A 16,910-nucleotide genomic window follows, 5' to 3' on the forward strand; every position below is an offset into this window, starting at 1 on the left:
GATCGACTCCTTGAGGTACGAAGGTCTGCGGGAGCGGTGGGGGTGAGGGCTGAGGTGGTCATCCGGCCGGCGCGCTCCCGTCGTGCCGGGTGGGATGGTCGATGCCGCGCGCGGAGGCGGGGCGCGCCTGCGCTATGTGGGACGGGTCCATGGGGTTTACGTCCATGGGGTGCGGCGTGTGAAGCGAGGTGGCGCCCGCGCGGTGCGCGTCGAGGGCCGAGTGCGGGAATGTGGAGGTGGATGCGGAGGGGGACGTGGAGGGGGACTCCCGGTGCGCCGGGTGCGTCGGGTGCGTCGGGTGCTCCGGCACGATGTGGGTGGCGCCGGTGTGCTCGGACTCCAGGCTCTGCTGGGCCTCCGCGAGGCCGATGCCGCGCTGGAAGGCCGCCATCAGACCCGGGTCGTGGCCCGCGAGGTAGTCGGTGTCCTGCCGCGGCGCCGGGCCTTCCCGCAGCTGGGGCACGATGTGCTCCTGGGCGCGGCGGCGCGGCAGTTGGGGCTTGCCCATGGTGCCGCGGACGGTCCCCAGGCGGGGAGCGGGCGCCTCGGCCGTGTTCTCCGCGACGCGCCGCCGCTCGTCGGGGCGGATGCCGGGCAGGGCCTCGGCCGGGTTGGCGCGGTCCTCATGGGTACCGCGCACGGGCAGCGGTCCGCCCGCGCCCGGTGAACCGCCGTTGAGGGGGCTGCCGTTGAGCGGGGTGCCGTTGGGTGCGGCGTCCGACGGCCGCGGCCCCTCCTGCTGCTGCGCACGCCGCGAGGACCGAGGCTCGGGCACGACGTGGAACCCGGTTGTCTCGGATGCGGATGCGGATGCGGGGGTGGAGGGGGATGTCGGGACGGAGGCGGACGGGGTCAACGGGTGTGGCTGGAGCGGCGGTTGCCCTTGTGCCTGCCCGTGCACTTGCCCAGGGGCTTGCCCTTGTGGAGAGGGCGCCGGCGGCTGCGCAGAGGAGGAGGGCCCAGGAAGTCCGGCCGCGCCCATCGCCCCGATCGCGCCCAGCGCCCCCATGCCGCCCTGTGTCTGCGGCAGCGCGTCTCCGGGTCCGCCCGGCCCCGACCCCAACAGGGCCTGCGGCACGACGAGAACGGCCTGCACACCGCCGTAGATGTTGGTCTGCAGACGGACGTTGATGCCGTGCCGCCGGGCGAGCTGCGAGACGACGAACAACCCGATACGGCCGTCCGCGAGCAGGCTCGCGACGTTGACCTGGTCGGGGTCGGCGAGCAGGGCGTTCATCTTCTTCTGCTCGCCCACCGGCATGCCCAGGCCCCGGTCCTCGACCTCGACGGCGAGACCGGAGGTGACGAGGTTGGCACGCAGCAGGACCTGGGTGTGCGGGGCGGAGAACACCGAGGCGTTCTCGACGAGTTCGGCCAGCAGGTGGATGACGTCGGCGACGGCGTGGCCGCGCAGGGTGCCGTCGATCGGCGGCACCAGCTTGACCCGGGAGTACTGCTCGACCTCCGCGATGGCCGACCGCAGCACCTCCGTCATGGAGACGGGATGGCTCCACTGCCGGCGGGAGACGGCGCCGCCGAGGACGGCGAGGTTCTCGGCGTGCCGGCGGATGCGCGTGGCGAGGTGGTCGACGTGGAAGAGCCCCTTGAGCAGATCGGGGTCCTCGATCTCGTTCTCCAGCTCGTCGAGGATCGAGATCTCCCGGTGCACCAGCGACTGCAGCCGCCGGGCGAGATTGACGAAGACCTCGAGCTTCTGCTCGCTGCCCGCCTGGCTGGAGAGCTGCGCGGCCTGTACGACAGCCGTGACGGCGCCGTCGTGCGCACGGGTCAGGTCGGCGGCCAGCAGCTCGAAGTCGTCGGCGCCGTCGGGCGGACCGCCGCGCGGCTTGCGCTGGGGCGGCGCCTCACCGCGCCGCAGCGCCTCGACGAGCGCGCGCAGGTCGGCCTCACCGCGGGCGCTGCTGCGGCGCAGGGCCCCGACGCGGTCGCTGACCGAGCGGGCGGCACGGTCGGCGGCCACGACGGCGATCAGGATGCCGGCGAGCGTGACCGCGGCGGCGCCCGCCATCACGCCCCACAGGCTCAGGCCGGGCCGCGCTCCGGTGGAGCGGACGGTGAAGAGGACGGCCGCGGCGGCGCTCAGGGCCACCGCGATGGGCGGCAGCACCGCGAGGCGCATCAACTGGGGCCGTATGTGGGCCTCGGGCAGCGTGGGCACGGGACGGGTGACCGGCCGTCCGTGCCGCCCGCCCTCGCGGCGGTCTGCGCGTGCGGCCGGGGCGCGGAGGTGAGACATCGGTGTCCTCGTCGTACTGGTCCGTCGGTGCCGAAGCGCGGGGTGCGCTTTTCGGGCAAGCGGGCGCCCGATGGACACTCACAGTAGTCGTCAACCCATCATGTGCGGTGGGCAGTTGACAAAGTCCCACGCACAGCGTCCCGCTCTGGTATGAGGCGTCGTACGACAGACCGATAAACCGAGCGACGTCATGGCCCTGCCAGGCCAAGGAACGATCAGAGCTGGTCAGAAGCGGTCACAACACAAAAGTGAGGGCCGGGAAGCACCTGCTCCCCGGCCCTCACCGACGGACCCCACCACTCGCCGGGCCCACGCCCGAGCCCACCTCGAGGAGGCCCGAGACCCGCAAAATCGCTCCCCCGAACGTCACGTAACGTAACGGCGGCGCGGAGCGCCGAGTGCCGGACGCCCGGCTCCGACCACGCCTCCCGCCTACGCCTTCGGCTGGGTGAACCGAATGCTGTTGCCGAACGGGTCGCGCAGGCCGCAGTCGATGCCGTACTCGCGCTCGGTGGGCTCCTCGGTGAACTCGACGCCCTTGGCCCGCAGTTCGTCGTACGTCTTACGGCAGTCGTCCGTGCTGAAGATGAGGAAGCCGCCCGTCGCCCCCTTGGTCAGCAGGTCGCGGACCTGCTCCGCGATCTCGTCCGACAGCCGCGGCGGGCCGGGCTTCTCCAGCAGCACCTCGCGGTCCGGCTGTCCGGGGACGTTGACGGTCAGCCAGCGCATGAAGCCGAGGTCGGCGTCGGTGTTGACCTCCAGGCCGAGCTTGCCGACGTAGAAGTCGAGGGCCTCGTCCTGGTCGAGGACGTAGATCTGCGAGTGCGTGATTCCTGTGAACATGCACCTCACGCTACGAGCCCGGCCGCACGAAAACTTATCCAAAACTGCTCTGTCGTCCGACCGCCGCCGGACGTCGCCCGAGCGGACGCTCACACACCCGGCCGCATCCACGCCATCGTGAAGCAGGTGGGGACGTCCAGGGCGACGGCCTGCTTGCGGTACTCCCGGGGCGAGCGGCCCACGATGTCCCGGAACGTACGGCTGAAGGTGCCCGGGCTGCCGAAGCCGACCTCGAAGCAGATGTCGGTGACGCTGCGGTCGCTCTCCCGCAGCAGGAACATCGCCCGCTCCACCCGCCGCCGCTGCAGATAGCGGTGCGGGGTCTCGCCGAACGTGACCCGGAAGGTACGCGCGAAGTGCGCCGGCGACACATGAGCGATCCGCGCCAGCGCCGGCACGTCCAGCGGCTGCGCATAGGCACGATCCATCGCGTCCCGGGCCCGCAGCATGCGGCGATTGGTCTCTTCGGAGGCGCGACTCACGGGGTCATCACACCATGACCTCGCGGAGAGCGCCGTCATGGACTCTCCGCGCCGAAGCCGAGCCGGGCTGCCACACCGCCCTCGCCCACGGCCCAGCAGTCCCCGTGGGGTGAGCAGTTGATGCCCAGCAGGAGAGTGCGGTCGAAGCGGGACCAGGTTCGGCCACCGTCCGTCGTGATGTCACTCCCGTCAGGGCCGACGGCGATCGCGGTGTCCCTGCGGCCGGGAATCCAGGCAACGCCGTTCCTCAATCCGGCGGGAGTGCCGCCAAGCGCCCACGAGGCGCCGCCGTCGGACGTACGGACGACCGCACCGAGGTCGATGCCGTCAGGTGGGGAGAAGTTGCCACCGACCGCCAGACCGTCCCGTCGGTTCCGGAAAGACAGCGAGGCGATGTTCGCCCCATCAGGTACCGGTGTGTCGGCCACGGTCCAGGTCCTGCCGCCGTTCCGCGTGTGGAACACCTGGGCCCTGTGACCGGCGCCGGCGCTCGTCGTCCCGAACCAGGCGTCATGACGGCCATGCGTGATCAGACTCGTACCGGTCGCCGGCACACCGTTGCCGGGCACGGTGTCGGGCATCCCGCCGGAGGGCGCCGGGCGCCAGCTGCGACCGCCGTCGGTGGTTTCCAGGAGGGGGAACTTGGTACCGACGGCGTCACCCACGGCGAGACCGTGCCGACGGTCGAAGAAAGCCATGGAGGAGAAGAACGCCTCCGGATCCGCGGCACGAAACACCTGCTGCCAGCTGGCCCCGCCGTCGGCCGTGCGATAGATGCGCGCGGGCACTCCGGCCGTAGGTCGGTTCAAAGCCAGTACGAGCGCATGGTCGCGATCGAACGCCTCGACGTCCCGGATGTCGTCGCTCGCCGCTCCCGGAGGAGTCACGTCCCGCCAGGAGCGCCCTCCGTCCACGCTTCGCACCACCGCGCCACCGACCACGCCCTGGAACCCGCCACCCACGGCCCAGACCGTGGAGCGGTTGACGGCGTCGACCGCGATCAAGGTGTTGCTCGTGGCGGTCTGCGTGAAGTGCCACCGTGGCGATGCCTCCGGGTGGTGACCCGCCCCTGACACCGGCGACGCCACAGCCGGGTCACTCAGGCTGAGCACCATCCCGACCACGGCGCTCACGCGCAGAATCGACCTGAACAACGCAACTCCCATCCTGGTGACGCTAACTGTCGAAGGACGGGAGGAACATGCGTAAAAAGTACGATTGTTGAAAGCCTCAACCGAGCCCGGGTGCGGTCGCACGACGGAAGAGGCGCCGGACGTGCAACTGTTCGGAGGCGGCAAGAGTCTAGGGGTGGCAGGGCTGTTCTCCTCGACAACACCGACCGTTCACTCCCGTTTCGCCTACGTTCCGACAGAGGTTCCCCCGATGCCGATGCCCCCACACAGACGTCGCACCTCCCGTGCCGCCGTCGCCGCCCTCGGCGCTGCCGCTGCCGCCGGTCTGATCGCGCTGGCCGCGGCTCCCGCCGCCTTCGCCGACGAGCCCGCACCCGAACTGGTCGTCGGAGGCATCGAACCGATCGACGGGTTGAAGCCGGGGGGCACCTTCGACATATCGGCCACCGTGGCGAACAAGAGCTCCGTCACCGCCAACAAGGTGTGGGTCTCCTACTCCGTCACCCGGGGACTCGACCTCGGGAGCGTCCCCTCCAACTGCCAGGTGCAGCACGTCCCGTCCTACGACGAGATGCCCGAGCAGTGGACGGCGGCGTGCGCGTTCGACCAGGCGGTGGAGTCGGGCGTCGTCTACACGACCGACACCCCTCTCCGCGTCACGGCACTGGACCGCGCGCTCAACGAAGATCTCCGCCTGCGCGTCTGGAACGGCGATCCCTGGGTCGACGACAACGGCACTCCACCGGTGGCGGGAACCGCGCCGGCTGTGAAACTGGTCGAGGCGCAGGGCGGAGTCGCGGGGACCGCGGCAGTCGTCACCAAGCCGGTCACCGCCGTCAACACGGCCGACTACCAGGTGACCGGCGCCGCGCTGAAGGGGAACGTCGGTGACACGGTGCCGATGAAGGTGACATTCACCAACGCCGGGCCCGCCTGGGTCATGCCCAGGCCAGGGGACCGTTCCGTCAGCGTCAAGGTCACGCCTCCCGCCGGCACCTCGGTCGTCAAGCGCGCCTCGTTCTGCCGGGCCGACGGCAAGGTGTACAGCTGTGGCATGCGGTCGCTCTACGAGGGCAGCCAGGAGACCTACACCTTCCAGCTGAAGATCGACAAGCGGGTGGCGAACGCCAAGGGCTCGGTTGCGTTGAGCACCGAACCGCGCCCGTTCGACCCCAACAAGGCCAACGACAAGGCCGACATCACGCTGGACGTCACGGGCGGAGGGCCGACCGGCTCGACGGGCGGAACGACCGGTGGCTCGGGCGGGTCGACAGGCGGCTCGGGCGGGTCGACAGGCGGCTCGGGCGGGTCGACAGGCGGGTCGTCGTCGACCGGCGGATCGTCGGTCACCGGCGGCGACGGAACGACGACGAGCAGCGGCGAGCTCGCAAGCACCGGCTCCTCGGCCCTGCCGATCACCATCGCGACCGCCGCAGCCGCGGCAACGGGCACGGGCCTGCTCGTCATCGCACGCCGCCGCCTAGCCCGGAACCTGAGCTGACGACCGTCCGGCACGACACACGGGCCGCCACCGCGGCCCGTCACCGGCTCACTCGGCCCCGACAGCCCGCGTACCCCTGTCCACGCCCAAGTCCAGACGCATCCGTTGCTGCATCACGGCCAGTTGACTCCAAGAGTCGTTGAGTCGGCGGCCGGCGGCTGTGGCTGCCACGAGCACATCGTCCGGCACCACCATCTCGGCCTCGGCGTAACTGTCCCGCTGGGCTAGGCGACCGGCAGAGCCGGCCATCCCCCACTCATTCCCCGACTCTCCCAGCGGGCAGGCCACTTCCGACGACGTCAACTCCCAGATCCCAGCTGAACGTTATGCGCCTCTACGGTTCTGGTCGGCGCTGCGAGTCCAGAGCGACAGGTCGCTGCTCGTCGCTACGGCAAGAGTCTGCCCGGAAGGCGAGAATCCAACGGCACGGAGCTCCGAATAGTGGGAGTGGAAGACGTGCCACCAGCCCTCCCCGTGCGGACCGGAGTGCGGGAGACCGCCGTAGCGACAGAGCAGAACCCGCTCGTTCGGCCAAACCGGGGCAACGACCTCCACCTTCCAACCGTCTCCACCGGTGGCGTGCAGTCCTCCCCCGAAAAGCCCGGCGACGCGCACCCTGCTTCCGGCGATCGGCCCCAGCCCGGCACACCACTCAGCGGGATCGGCGTCACGATTGCCGTCCTCCGCCTCCGCGTCCCGGTCCGCGTCCGGGTCCGGATCGCGGTCCCGAGCGATCTTCTCCCCCGTAACCGCGTCGAAGAGCCCGTGACCGTCGTGCGAGACGACCAACACCAAGTCCTGGCCGCCGACGGGGTGCGAGGCGAAGCCGATACCGAGAAGTCCACCGACCGGGGCGTACGCGATGCGCCGCCAGGGCTCGGGGGCCGGTACCACCGGGGCGGCGAGCAGTCTTTGCCTCATCGCCTGCTGGTACGGGGAAAGCTCCGGCTCAGGAGCCGGCCGGTCGACCGGAGGTCCGTCCTGCGTCCACTTCATCACGCATCCATGATCCATCACGGCGGCCTGCGGCGGCCCGTCGAGGCCCGCCACCGCCCGCCGCGACCCAAACCACCACCTTCTCAAGCAAGTTGCTCCGGCGTCGGAGGCAGCGGATCGAGTACCGGATTCGTCAGGTGCTGGTAGATGATCGAGGTGCGAAAGCTGACGATCTCGCGCCGGTTGGTGAACTGGTCCAGGAGGAAGGCGTGGAGGTGGTCGATGTCCTGCGCCGTGACGTGGACGAGGAAGTCGTCGCTGCCCGCCATCGTGTAGACGGAGACGACTTCCGGCAGCTCGGTCACCGACTTCTCGAACGCGGCGACGACGTCCCGGCGCAGGGGCCGGATGGTCGTGGCCACCATCGCCTGGACCGAGCGGTTGAGCGCGCGCAGCGAGACCTGTGCCTTGTAGCCCTGGATGATGCCGCGCCGCTGCAGCAGCCTGGTTCGTTCGAGGCAGGTGGACGGTGCGATACCGATCCTCTCGGCGAGAGCGCGGTTGGAGAGCCGACCGTCCACCTGCAGATGACGCACGATCGCCGAATCAACTTCGTCCATGACTACCTCCGTACTGCGCGTACCGAATTTTCTTCGGCACAGGGCCAGTCCCTCCGTACATGAATCTAGCTTCGCCCTCATGAGCCAAGCATTCGCACACGAAGAGGTCGTCGTCCGCCGCGGCAGCCGCTCAGCGCTTCCGTTGATCATCGCGATCCACTCCCGCACCCTCGGCCCGGCGGTCGGCGGATGCCGCTTGCGCCGCTACGACACCTGGCAGGACGGCCTGGCCGACGCGCTGCGCCTGTCGGAGGCGATGACCTACAAGGCCGCGGTGGCCGGTCTCGACTTCGGCGGCGGCAAGACGGTGATCGCGCTCGGCATGGACACCGACCTCACCCCGGACCTGCGCCGGGCCGCGCTCGAGGACCTGGGCGAGCTCATCGCGTCGCTGGAGGGCTCGTACCGGACCGGCCCCGACATCGGCACCGGCCCGGACGACATGGTGATCCTCAGGCAGTTCTCGCCCTACGCCCACTGCGCTCCCGAGGAGCACGGCGGAACCGGCAGCTCCGGCGCCCCCACCGCCACCGGCGTCCTGGCCGCCCTGCGCGCCGGCGCCCGCCACGTGTTCGGCACCGCCTCCTGCACCGGCCGCACGGTGGTCATCAGCGGATTCGGCTCGGTCGGCAGCGGCATCGCGGCCGGCCTGGCCGCCGAAGGCGCGCACGTCCTTGTGTCGGACGTGGACCCGTCCCGCAAGGAGGCCGCGTCGGCACGCGGGTACGGCTGGGTCGAGCCCGACCAGGCGCTGTCCGCACCGGCCGACGTCTTCGTCCCGGCCGCCGTCGGCGGCATCCTCGGCGAGGCGACCGTGCCCCGGCTCGCCGCACCGCTGGTCGTCGGACCGGCCAACAACCAGCTCACCGAGGATTCCGTCGCCGACACCCTCGCCGCACACGGCATCGTCTGGATCCCCGACTACGTCGCCAGTGCCGGCGGCATCATCTACGCCCTCAGCCGCGAGTCGGAGCACTACAGCGACGAGGCCGCCCAGAAGCGGGTGGAGGGAATCGGCGACACGGTCAGCCGCCTGCTGGAGGTGGCCCGCTCGACGGGCGCCACGCCGCAGCGGGCGGCGCTGCAGATCGCCAAGGCCCGGCTGAACTCGGCGAGTTGAGGCAGGGGTCGGCGTCCACGGTCCGGCACGGGGGAAGCCCGAGTGGACGCCGGCAGCCCGATCCCCGTCCTCACCCGCCGCCCGGCCTCAACCCGGCCTCACACACGTCAGCGCAGTCCGCCGAGGCCACCCCCCGGCAGATGAATCCACCCCTCCCGCACCGCGGCCGCCCGCTCGTCCGCGGTCTTCGGCCAATCTGTGTCGCCCAGCAGGACGGCGCGGGCGACCAGCGCGCAGATCAGGGCGTCGAGGTGGTCGTGGCTGTCGAGGCAGGTCGCGCGTATCTGCTCGGGGAGGCGGGGCCCGAGGCCCTCTTCGATCGAGCCCAGCACGTGCTCGCGCACCTCGCGGGACTCCGGTCCGGCGTTCTTGTAGCTGCGTCCCGGGCGAATCCCCCAGAGCCTCAGCGCGGCGGCCGGGTACACCTCGGCGATGAGGCCCGAGCCGTCCCGGGGCACGGGGACGTCCGCCGCCGCGAGAGCGTCGAGGAGACGGGCCGCCCGCAGGGCGACGACGCCCAGCAGATCGGTGGACACCGAGAGCGGAGGGCGCATCGCGGTGGCCTTCCAGGTCAGGTCGTCGGTGAGCCGGAACCGCAAGGGGTCCAGGCCCGCTCGCCCGTCCGCCCGCTCCTCGAACCGGGCCGGCGCGGGCAGCCGTACGCCCTGGTGGTGGGCGAGGACGGTGGCCACGAAGCCGGAGGGCCAGCCGAGCGGACAGTCCAGGCCGGTCTTGTCGGCGGCCCGGATCAGCGCGAGCAGGTCCGCGTCGGTCGGCGGCACGACGAACTCCGCCGTCACGGCGCCCTCGCCCGTCCACTCCATCCGGCACACCGCGGTCCGCCGCGCGCTGGCGGCCAGGTCGATGCCGACCGTCACCGCCGGCCGGTGCCGATGCACGGCGCCAGGGCTGCGGCCCGGGCCAGGGCCCTCAGCCGACCTGCCGATCCGGGTCACAGACTCCCTCTCCCCCGCCGAGGCCAGGCCGACCGGGTGGCCAAGCCGACACCCGGCCCAAGCCCGGCCAGCGTCCCCCGCCGAGCTCAGCTCGCCGGAACCGTCTCGGGCTCCCCCGTGCCCTCGGCGCCGTCCGCGTCGGCCTGGGCCTCGGCGCCCGCGTCGGCGGCCGTCCTGATCGCCGCCTCGGGCCAGCCGCCCGCCGGGGCGAGGGCCACGGCGCGCCACCACGGCTCGGTCGGCACGGTCTCGGCGGTCGGCTCGAAGGGCTCGCCGGGCCGGGGCACGGCGATGCGGGAGCCGGTCGCACGGGCCGCCGCGACGGTGCCCTCGCCGGGCTCCGCCCACGCGTGCGTGGCCAGGTTGAAGGTGGCCCAGTGGATCGGCATCATCACGCCGTGCGGCGTGCCGCCCTGCAGGTCGAGGTGGGCGCGCATGCCCTCCTCCGGCGTCATGTGGATGTCCGGCCAGAAGTCCGAGTACGCGCCGATCTGGATCATCGTGGCGTCGAAGGGGCCGTGCGCGGCGCCGATCTCCTGGAAGCCGTCGAAGTACCCGGTGTCGCCGCTGTGGAAGATCCGGTGCTCGGGACCGGCGACGGACCAGGAGGCCCACAGGGTGTGCTGGGTGTTGCGCAGGCCGCGCCCGCAGAAGTGGCGGGCCGGGGTGGCGGTCAGGGTCAGCCCGCCGACCTTGGTGTCCTCGTGCCAGTCCAGCTCGCGCACCCGGTCGGCGGAGACGCCCCAGCGCTCGAGGTGGGCGCCCACCCCGAGGGGGACGGCGAACAGCGTGTCCGTGCCGGCCAGCGCCTTGATCGTGGGCAGGTCGAGGTGGTCGTAGTGGTCGTGCGAGATGACGACGACGTCGACCGGGCCGAGCGCGGCGAGCGGCACCGGCACCGGGTGCAGCCGCTTGGGCCCGACGAAGGAGAAGGGGGAGCAGCGCTCGCCCCAGACGGGGTCGAAGAGCACCCGCTGTCCGTCGATCTCGGCGAGCACGCTCGAGTGGCCCATCCAGGTCAGTCGCAGCCCCGTCGCGGGCGGCTTCGCGATGTCGGCGAGCGTGGTGGGGTGCACGGGAATGGTGCCTTCGGGAGAGCGCCGGGGACGCTCGTCCTTGTCGAAGAAGACCTTCGCGAAGTCCACCGTGGAGCCGGAGGGCCGGGTCCGGGCGGTGCCGCCGGGATTCTGGAAGACACCGTCCTTGAAGTGCGGCGATCTGCGGATGCGCGCGAGGCGCTCACCGCTCGGGTCCGCGCCGAAGGCCTCGGGCCGCAGCGCACGGAGCCCGGAGCTCAGGGAACGGAAACCGGACACGGTACCTCCAGGTGGAGTGGGTGAGGCATTCCATTATGGTCGGCACCTCCGACAACACTCGTGCCGTACGGCCACCGCGCGCACTTTCCAAGGAAAGCCCAAGGAAGCAGGTCCTTGGTCAACCCCGGGGCACCGGCGTCCATTCCGCTCGCCATGCACATGCTCACCCCACCTCCGCACGGGACCGCGGCACCCACCGCCGCTACTGACGATCGGTTCAGCACGTTGACAGCGCAGGCCCCCGCTTCCAATACTGACTCACGGTTCAGTAATTCGTGTACCGGTGAGCATCCCCCCGCGGTCTGATGGAGGCACCATGTCCGACCTCCCCACCGAGCTGGTCCCGCTGAGCGACGAGCAGCGCGACATCGTCGAGATGACGCGTACGTTCGCCCGCGAGGAGATACGGCCACGCGCGCGTGCCGTCGACGAGGCGGACGTCCGTACGCCCTGGGACCTGTGGCGCAAGGCGGCCAAGGTGGGCATCACCGGCTTCATGCTGCCCGAGGAGTACGGCGGAGGCGGCTTCACCGACGTCTTCACCCAGTGCCTCGTCCAGGAGGAGCTGTGCGTCGGCGACCTCGGCATCGGCAACCTGCTCTGCTCCAACGGCTTCTTCGCCGATCCCGTTCTGGAGCTGGGGAGCGAGGAGCAGAAGCGGGAGTGGCTGACCCCGCTCGCCGGGCCGGACACGCCGATGACGGCCCTGGCGACCACCGAGCCGGGCGCGGGCTCCGACGCCGCCTCCATCGTCACCACCGCCCACCGCACCGAGGACGGCTACCGCCTCAACGGCCAGAAGGCGTGGATCTCCAACGCGGGCGAGGCCGACCAGTACGTCGTGTTCGCCAGGACCGACCCGACCAAGCGGGCACGCGGCGTGTCCGCGTTCCTGCTGCGCAAGGACACCGACGGCGTCGTGTTCGGGGAGCCGATGAAGAAGATGGGCCAGCGCGCGATCGTGTGCCGGGAGATCTTCTTCCAGGACGCCTTCGTCCCCGAGGAGCACCGCCTCGGCGCGGAGGGTCAGGGCTTCCACGGGCTGATGCGGACCTTCGACATCTCGCGCACGGTGCTGGGCGCGGCGGCGACGGGCGTGGCCCGGGCGGCGTACGAGTACGCGCGCGACTACGCGCGCGAGCGGCGCCAGTTCGGCAAACCGATCATCGAGCACCAGGCGGTCGCCTTCCGTCTGGCCGACATGCGCACGCGCGTGGAGCAGGCCCGGCTGATGACCTGGCGGGCCGCGCGCCGTCTGGACGCCGGGCTGGACGCCACCGCCGAGGCGGCGATGGCGAAGCTGACGGCGTCCGAGACCGCCGCGTACTGCACCTGGGCGGCCGTCCAGACCCTGGGCGGCTGGGGCTACTCGCGGGAGTTCCCGGTCGAGCAGTGGATGCGCGACGCCAAGCTGGAGGAGATCGAGGAAGGCACTTCGGACATCATGCGGCTCGTCATCGCCCGGAGCCTGTGATGGCACACGGTCTCCCGCGCCCGGAGGCGGCGCCCGCGGCGGACGGGGTCCTCAGCGGCGGCCAGGTCCTCGTCCGCGCCCTCGCCGGCCACTCCGTCACACAGGTCTTCGGCATCCCCGGCACCCACAACCTGGAGATCTACCGGCACCTGGAGGCGTACGGCATACGGCATGTGACGCCTCGTCATGAACAGGGCGCCGGGTACGCCGCCGACGGGTACGCGCGCGTGACGGGACGGCCCGGTGTCGTCCTGACGACCACGGGACCGGCGTTGATGAATGCCGCCGCGGCCGTGGGGCAGGCGTACTCCGACAGCGTGCCGCTGCTCGTCGTCTCGCCGGGCATGCCGCTGCGCCACCCGCGCCTGTCGACGGGCCTGCTGCACGAGATGCGCAGCCAGACCGAGGCGCTGCGCGGCGTGGCCGCCTTCAGCCATCGCGTCTCCTCGGTCGCCGAGATCGAGACGGCCGTGGCGCGCGCGTTCACCCTGTTCCGCACCGGCCGGCCGCGGCCCGCGCACATCGAGATCCCCCTGGACCTCCTGGAGGCGACCGAGGCGCTCGGCCCGCTCCGGCTCGCCCCGCCGCTCCCCCCGACGGCACCCGACCCGCAGGCCCTGCGGCAGGCCGCCGAGATCCTCACCGCGGCACGGCGCCCGGCGCTGCTGCTCGGCGGCGGCGCACGCGGCGCGGCCGGCACCTGCCTGTCCCTCGCCGAGCGGCTGGCCGCTCCCGTCATCACCACCGCCAACGGCAAGGGCATCGTCCCGGAGACCCACCCGCTCTCGCTCGGCGTCTCGCTGCACGGCCCCGGCGTGCGGAAATGGCTCACCGCGCGGGACGTCGTGATCGCCGTCGGCACGGAGCTGGCCGAGTCCGACTTCTGGTCGCCGCCGCCCTCGCTCGGCGGCGCCCTGGTGCGGATCGACGTCGACGTGGACCAGATGTACGGCGGGACACCGGCGGACCTCGCCCTCGTCGGGGACGCGCGCACGACCGTGGCGGCGCTGCTCGCCGAGCTCCCCGCAGAGGAGAACGACCGCCACGCGCGCGTGGCCGCCGAGGCCGAGGTCTCGGCCCTCCGCGGCGCCCGCGACGCCGAGACCGCCGCCCGCGACGCCCGCTGGATCCCGTACCTGGAGGCGATCCGTTCCGTCCTCGCCGACGACGCGATCATCACCTCCGACAGCGCCCAGTGCTGCTACTACGGCGCCCTCCCGCACCTCCCGCTGGGCCCGCACGGCCGCTACCTCCACCCCACCGGCTTCGGCACCCTCGGCTACGCGCTGCCGGCCGCGATCGGCGCCGGGACCGCCGCCCCCGGCCGGCAGGTCCTGGCGCTCAGCGGGGACGGCGGGCTGCAGTTCACCGTGCAGGAACTGGCGACCGCGGTACAGCTGCGACTCCCGTTGCCCATAGTGGTGTTCGACAATGGCGGGTACGGCGAGATCCGCGCCGAGATGGCTGCGCGCGGCGACACACCCACCGCGGTGGACCTCCCGCCGGTCGACCTGCCGGCCCTGGCCCGCGCCTACGGCGGGCACGGCACGCGCGCGTGCACCGCCGAGGAGCTGCGCCGCGCGGTCGCCGAGGCACTCGACACGCCCGGCCCCACCCTGATCAGCGTTCCCGAGGAGACTTCATGACCACCCCCCTGATGTCGCTCACCTGGACCGACCATCTCACCGGACGCCAGGGCTTCCTGGTCGTCGACCGGCTGGTGCGCGGCGTCTCCAGCGGCGGCCTGCGCATGCGCGAGGGCTGCACCCTGGACGAGGTCACCGGCCTGGCCCGCGGCATGACCATGAAGGAGGCCCTGCACTACAACCCCGAGGGCCGCTACATCCCGCTCGGCGGCGCCAAGGGCGGCATCGACTGCGATCCGCAGGACCCGGGGGCGTACCCGCTCCTGGTGCGCTACCTGCGCGCCATGAAGCCGTACATCGAGCGCTTCTGGACCACCGGCGAGGACCTCGGTCTCACCCAGGACCTGGTGGACCGGGCCGCCGCCGAGGCGGGGCTCATGTCGTCCATCCAGGCCGTGTACCCGCTGCTCGACGACGAGGCGGCCGCCCGGCGCCGGCTCGCGGACGCGTTCGCGGTCGAGGTGGACGGCATCGGGCTGGACGAGCTGGTCGGCGGCTGCGGCGTCGCCGAGGCGGCCCTGGCGGCCCTGGACCGGGCGGGCGTGCCGCACGCGGGCACCCGGGTCGCCGTGCAGGGGCTGGGCACCATGGGTGGGGCCACGGCCCGCTTCCTCACCCGCGCGGGCCTCACCGTGGTGGCCGTCGCCGACATCAAGGGCACGATCGCCAACCCGGCGGGCCTCGACGTGGAGGCGCTGCTGGCCGCGCGGGATGCCTACGGCACCGTGGACCGCGCGGCGCTGCGCCCCGGCGACCATGAACTGCCCGGCGACGCCTGGCTGTCGGCGGACGCGGAGGTGCTCGTGCCGGCCGCGGTCTCGTACGCCGTCGACACCGGCAACCAGGACCACGTCACCGCCCGCTGGATCGTCGAGGCCGCCAACATGCCGGTCCTGCCCGAGGCGGAGGAGCTGCTGGCCGCGCGCGGGGTGACCGTGCTGCCCGACGTGGTCGTCAACTCCGGTACCAACGCCTGGTGGTGGTGGACCCTGTTCGGCGACATCGGCCCCGACGCGGACGAGGCGTTCGACCACACCCGCCGCTCGATGCGCACCCTGGTGGAGCAGATGCTGGCCCGTGCGGAGGCCGACGGCACCACCCCGCGCGCGGCCGCGCACGCGATCGTCGCCGACCGCCTGCCGGTCATCGCCGAACGCTTCGGCTGGTACCGGTGACGGCCGTTCGGCCGCCTCTGGCGGACGAGTTGTTCGACCCCGGCTCGGTGGCCGTCGTCGGCGCCTCCGGCAACCCGGAGAAGTGGGGCTACTGGCTCGCGAAGGGGGCTCTCGCCGGGCGCGCCCGGCGGGAGGTGCACCTGGTGAACCGGCGCGGCGGCAGCCTGGACGGAGTGCCGTTCCGCGCGGCCCTGGACGGCCTGCCCTGCGAGCACGTCGTCGTCGCCGTGCCGCCCGCGCACGTGCGGCCGGTGGTGACCGAGGGACTCGCCGCCGGCGCACGCTGCTTCACCGTCATCACCTCGGGTGGCGACCCCGCCGAGGAACGGGCGCTGGCCGCGCTGGTGACGTCCGGCGGGGCCCGGCTGCTCGGCCCCAACTGCATGGGCCTGGTCGACACGACCACCGAACTCCGGCTCAGCTGGGGCGACTTCCCGGCCGGTGCGGTCGGCCTGGTCTCGCAGAGCGGCAACCTCGCCCTGGAGATCGGCCGCCATCTCGCTCGCGTGGGCGAGGGGTTCTCCCGCTTCGTCTCCCTCGGCAACCAGCGCGACATCGACGCGGCCGACGCCCTGGAGACGCTGATCTGCCACCCCGGGACCCGCGTGATCGCCGCCTATGTGGAGGACTTCCGCGACGGCCGCCGCCTGGCCCGCGCGCTCACCGCGGCGCACGCGGCGGGCAAGCCGGTCCTGCTCCTGACGGTCGGCCGCAGCGCCGCCTCCACGGGGGCCGCCGCCTCCCACACGGGCGCCCTGGTGAGCCCGTACGCGACGGTGGCGGCGGTGTGCCGCGACAGCGGGGCGCTGCTGCTGGAGTCCGCGGGAGAGCTGGTGGACACGGCGATGTGCCTGCTGGCCGGTCGCGACCGGGGCGCTCCCGGAGCCGCGCGCGGGCCCGCCTCCGGCTCCGCCCCAACCGCCCTGCGCATCGCCGTCGTCGGCGACAGCGGCGGTCAAGGCGCCCTCGCCGCGGACGCGTTCACCGTGCGCGGGGCCGAGGTGCCCGCCCTGTCCCCGGAGACGACGGCCCGGCTCGCCGGCCTGCTGCCGCCGCGCGCCGGCTGCCGCAACCCGGTCGATCTCGCGGGAGCCGGCGAGGCCGATCTCGGCGTGTACGCGCGCGTGGCGGGCGAGTTGCTGGCGAGCGGGGAGGCCGACGCCGTCGTCCTGACGGGCTACTTCGGCGACTACGCCGCCGCCAACCCGGCCCAGGCCACCCGCGAGTGCGAGGTCGCCGGTCTGCTCGCGGACGCGGCCGACACGACCGGCCGCCGGCTCGTGGTGCACACCATGGCCCGCGGCACACCCGCACTCGCCGTCCTGCGCGGCCGCCGCATCCCGGTCCACGAGCGCATCGAGCAGGCGGCGGGCCTCGGCTTCACCAGCGCGGCCCTGGAGGCCACCGGCCACGACGAGCTGCACGCGCGCGTGACGCGCGCGTACGAGGAG

14 protein-coding genes are annotated in these 16,910 nt (G+C 72.5%); 6 read left to right on the top strand and 8 right to left on the bottom strand.

The annotated features are described in order from the left end of the window. Positions 1-58 precede the first annotated feature (58 nt). From ACFU97_RS13685 to ACFU97_RS13700, 4 genes are all read right to left on the bottom strand, one after another. Positions 59-2,257, bottom strand: a complete 2,199-nt coding sequence (locus ACFU97_RS13685; protein WP_384255115.1) for an ATP-binding protein — start codon at positions 2,255-2,257, stop codon at positions 59-61. 432 nt (positions 2,258-2,689) lie between these two features. Continuing rightward, entirely contained in the window at positions 2,690-3,100 is a 411-nt protein-coding gene (locus ACFU97_RS13690; protein ID WP_384255117.1) for a VOC family protein, read from the bottom strand. A gap of 89 nt (positions 3,101-3,189) precedes the next feature. Beyond that, on the bottom strand, positions 3,190-3,582 hold the full coding sequence (locus ACFU97_RS13695; protein ID WP_384255119.1) for a helix-turn-helix domain-containing protein: 393 nt from the start codon (positions 3,580-3,582) through the stop codon (positions 3,190-3,192). Between the two features lie 35 nt (positions 3,583-3,617). After that, complete coding sequence (locus ACFU97_RS13700) at positions 3,618-4,715, bottom strand: WD40/YVTN/BNR-like repeat-containing protein (RefSeq protein ID WP_384255121.1); 1,098 nt, start codon at positions 4,713-4,715, stop codon at positions 3,618-3,620. Positions 4,716-4,965: 250 nt separating this feature from the next. Between ACFU97_RS13700 and ACFU97_RS13705 the strand changes: the two genes are divergently transcribed. Further along, the gene (locus tag ACFU97_RS13705) at positions 4,966-6,216 is read left to right on the top strand and encodes a hypothetical protein (RefSeq protein WP_384255123.1); all 1,251 of its coding nucleotides are present in this window, start codon (positions 4,966-4,968) and stop codon (positions 6,214-6,216) included. Positions 6,217-6,540: 324 nt separating this feature from the next. On the opposite strand, the gene ACFU97_RS13710 is transcribed toward ACFU97_RS13705, so the two are convergent. Then, positions 6,541-7,212, bottom strand: coding sequence for a hypothetical protein (locus ACFU97_RS13710; protein WP_384255125.1), 672 nt, complete (start codon positions 7,210-7,212; stop codon positions 6,541-6,543). A gap of 83 nt (positions 7,213-7,295) precedes the next feature. Beyond that, positions 7,296-7,772, bottom strand: a complete 477-nt coding sequence (locus ACFU97_RS13715; RefSeq protein ID WP_384255128.1) for an Lrp/AsnC family transcriptional regulator — start codon at positions 7,770-7,772, stop codon at positions 7,296-7,298. A gap of 79 nt (positions 7,773-7,851) precedes the next feature. Here ACFU97_RS13715 and ACFU97_RS13720 point away from each other — a divergent pair, with 79 nt between their 5' ends. Further along, positions 7,852-8,892 carry a Glu/Leu/Phe/Val dehydrogenase dimerization domain-containing protein gene (locus ACFU97_RS13720; RefSeq protein ID WP_384255130.1) on the top strand — a complete coding sequence of 347 codons (1,041 nt, stop codon included), beginning with the start codon at positions 7,852-7,854 and terminating at the stop codon, positions 8,890-8,892. Between the two features lie 107 nt (positions 8,893-8,999). On the opposite strand, the gene ACFU97_RS13725 is transcribed toward ACFU97_RS13720, so the two are convergent. Next, the gene (locus ACFU97_RS13725) at positions 9,000-9,791 is read right to left on the bottom strand and encodes a DUF429 domain-containing protein (protein WP_384255133.1); all 792 of its coding nucleotides are present in this window, start codon (positions 9,789-9,791) and stop codon (positions 9,000-9,002) included. A gap of 143 nt (positions 9,792-9,934) precedes the next feature. Further along, positions 9,935-11,164: an MBL fold metallo-hydrolase gene (locus ACFU97_RS13730; RefSeq protein ID WP_384255135.1), complete on the bottom strand. Its 1,230-nt coding sequence runs from the start codon at positions 11,162-11,164 to the stop codon at positions 9,935-9,937. Between the two features lie 316 nt (positions 11,165-11,480). On the opposite strand from ACFU97_RS13730, the gene ACFU97_RS13735 reads away from it, so the two are divergent. The 4 genes from ACFU97_RS13735 to ACFU97_RS13750 all read left to right on the top strand — a co-directional run. Continuing rightward, complete coding sequence (locus tag ACFU97_RS13735; protein ID WP_384255138.1) at positions 11,481-12,638, top strand: acyl-CoA dehydrogenase family protein; 1,158 nt, start codon at positions 11,481-11,483, stop codon at positions 12,636-12,638. Then, positions 12,638-14,284 carry a 5-guanidino-2-oxopentanoate decarboxylase gene (locus ACFU97_RS13740; protein ID WP_384255140.1) on the top strand — a complete coding sequence of 549 codons (1,647 nt, stop codon included), beginning with the start codon at positions 12,638-12,640 and terminating at the stop codon, positions 14,282-14,284. The genes ACFU97_RS13735 and ACFU97_RS13740 overlap by 1 nt, the downstream gene beginning before the upstream one ends. Next, positions 14,281-15,459, top strand: coding sequence for a Glu/Leu/Phe/Val dehydrogenase dimerization domain-containing protein (locus ACFU97_RS13745; RefSeq protein WP_384255143.1), 1,179 nt, complete (start codon positions 14,281-14,283; stop codon positions 15,457-15,459). Before ACFU97_RS13740 ends, ACFU97_RS13745 begins: the two co-directional genes overlap by 4 nt. Then, a partial coding sequence (locus ACFU97_RS13750) for a CoA-binding protein (protein ID WP_384255145.1) occupies positions 15,456-16,910 on the top strand: 1,455 nt, incomplete at its 3' end. The genes ACFU97_RS13745 and ACFU97_RS13750, both read left to right, overlap by 4 nt.

It is taken from the genome of Streptomyces sp. NPDC057616 (genome assembly GCF_042800575.1).
GTDB lineage: Bacteria > Actinomycetota > Actinomycetes > Streptomycetales > Streptomycetaceae > Streptomyces.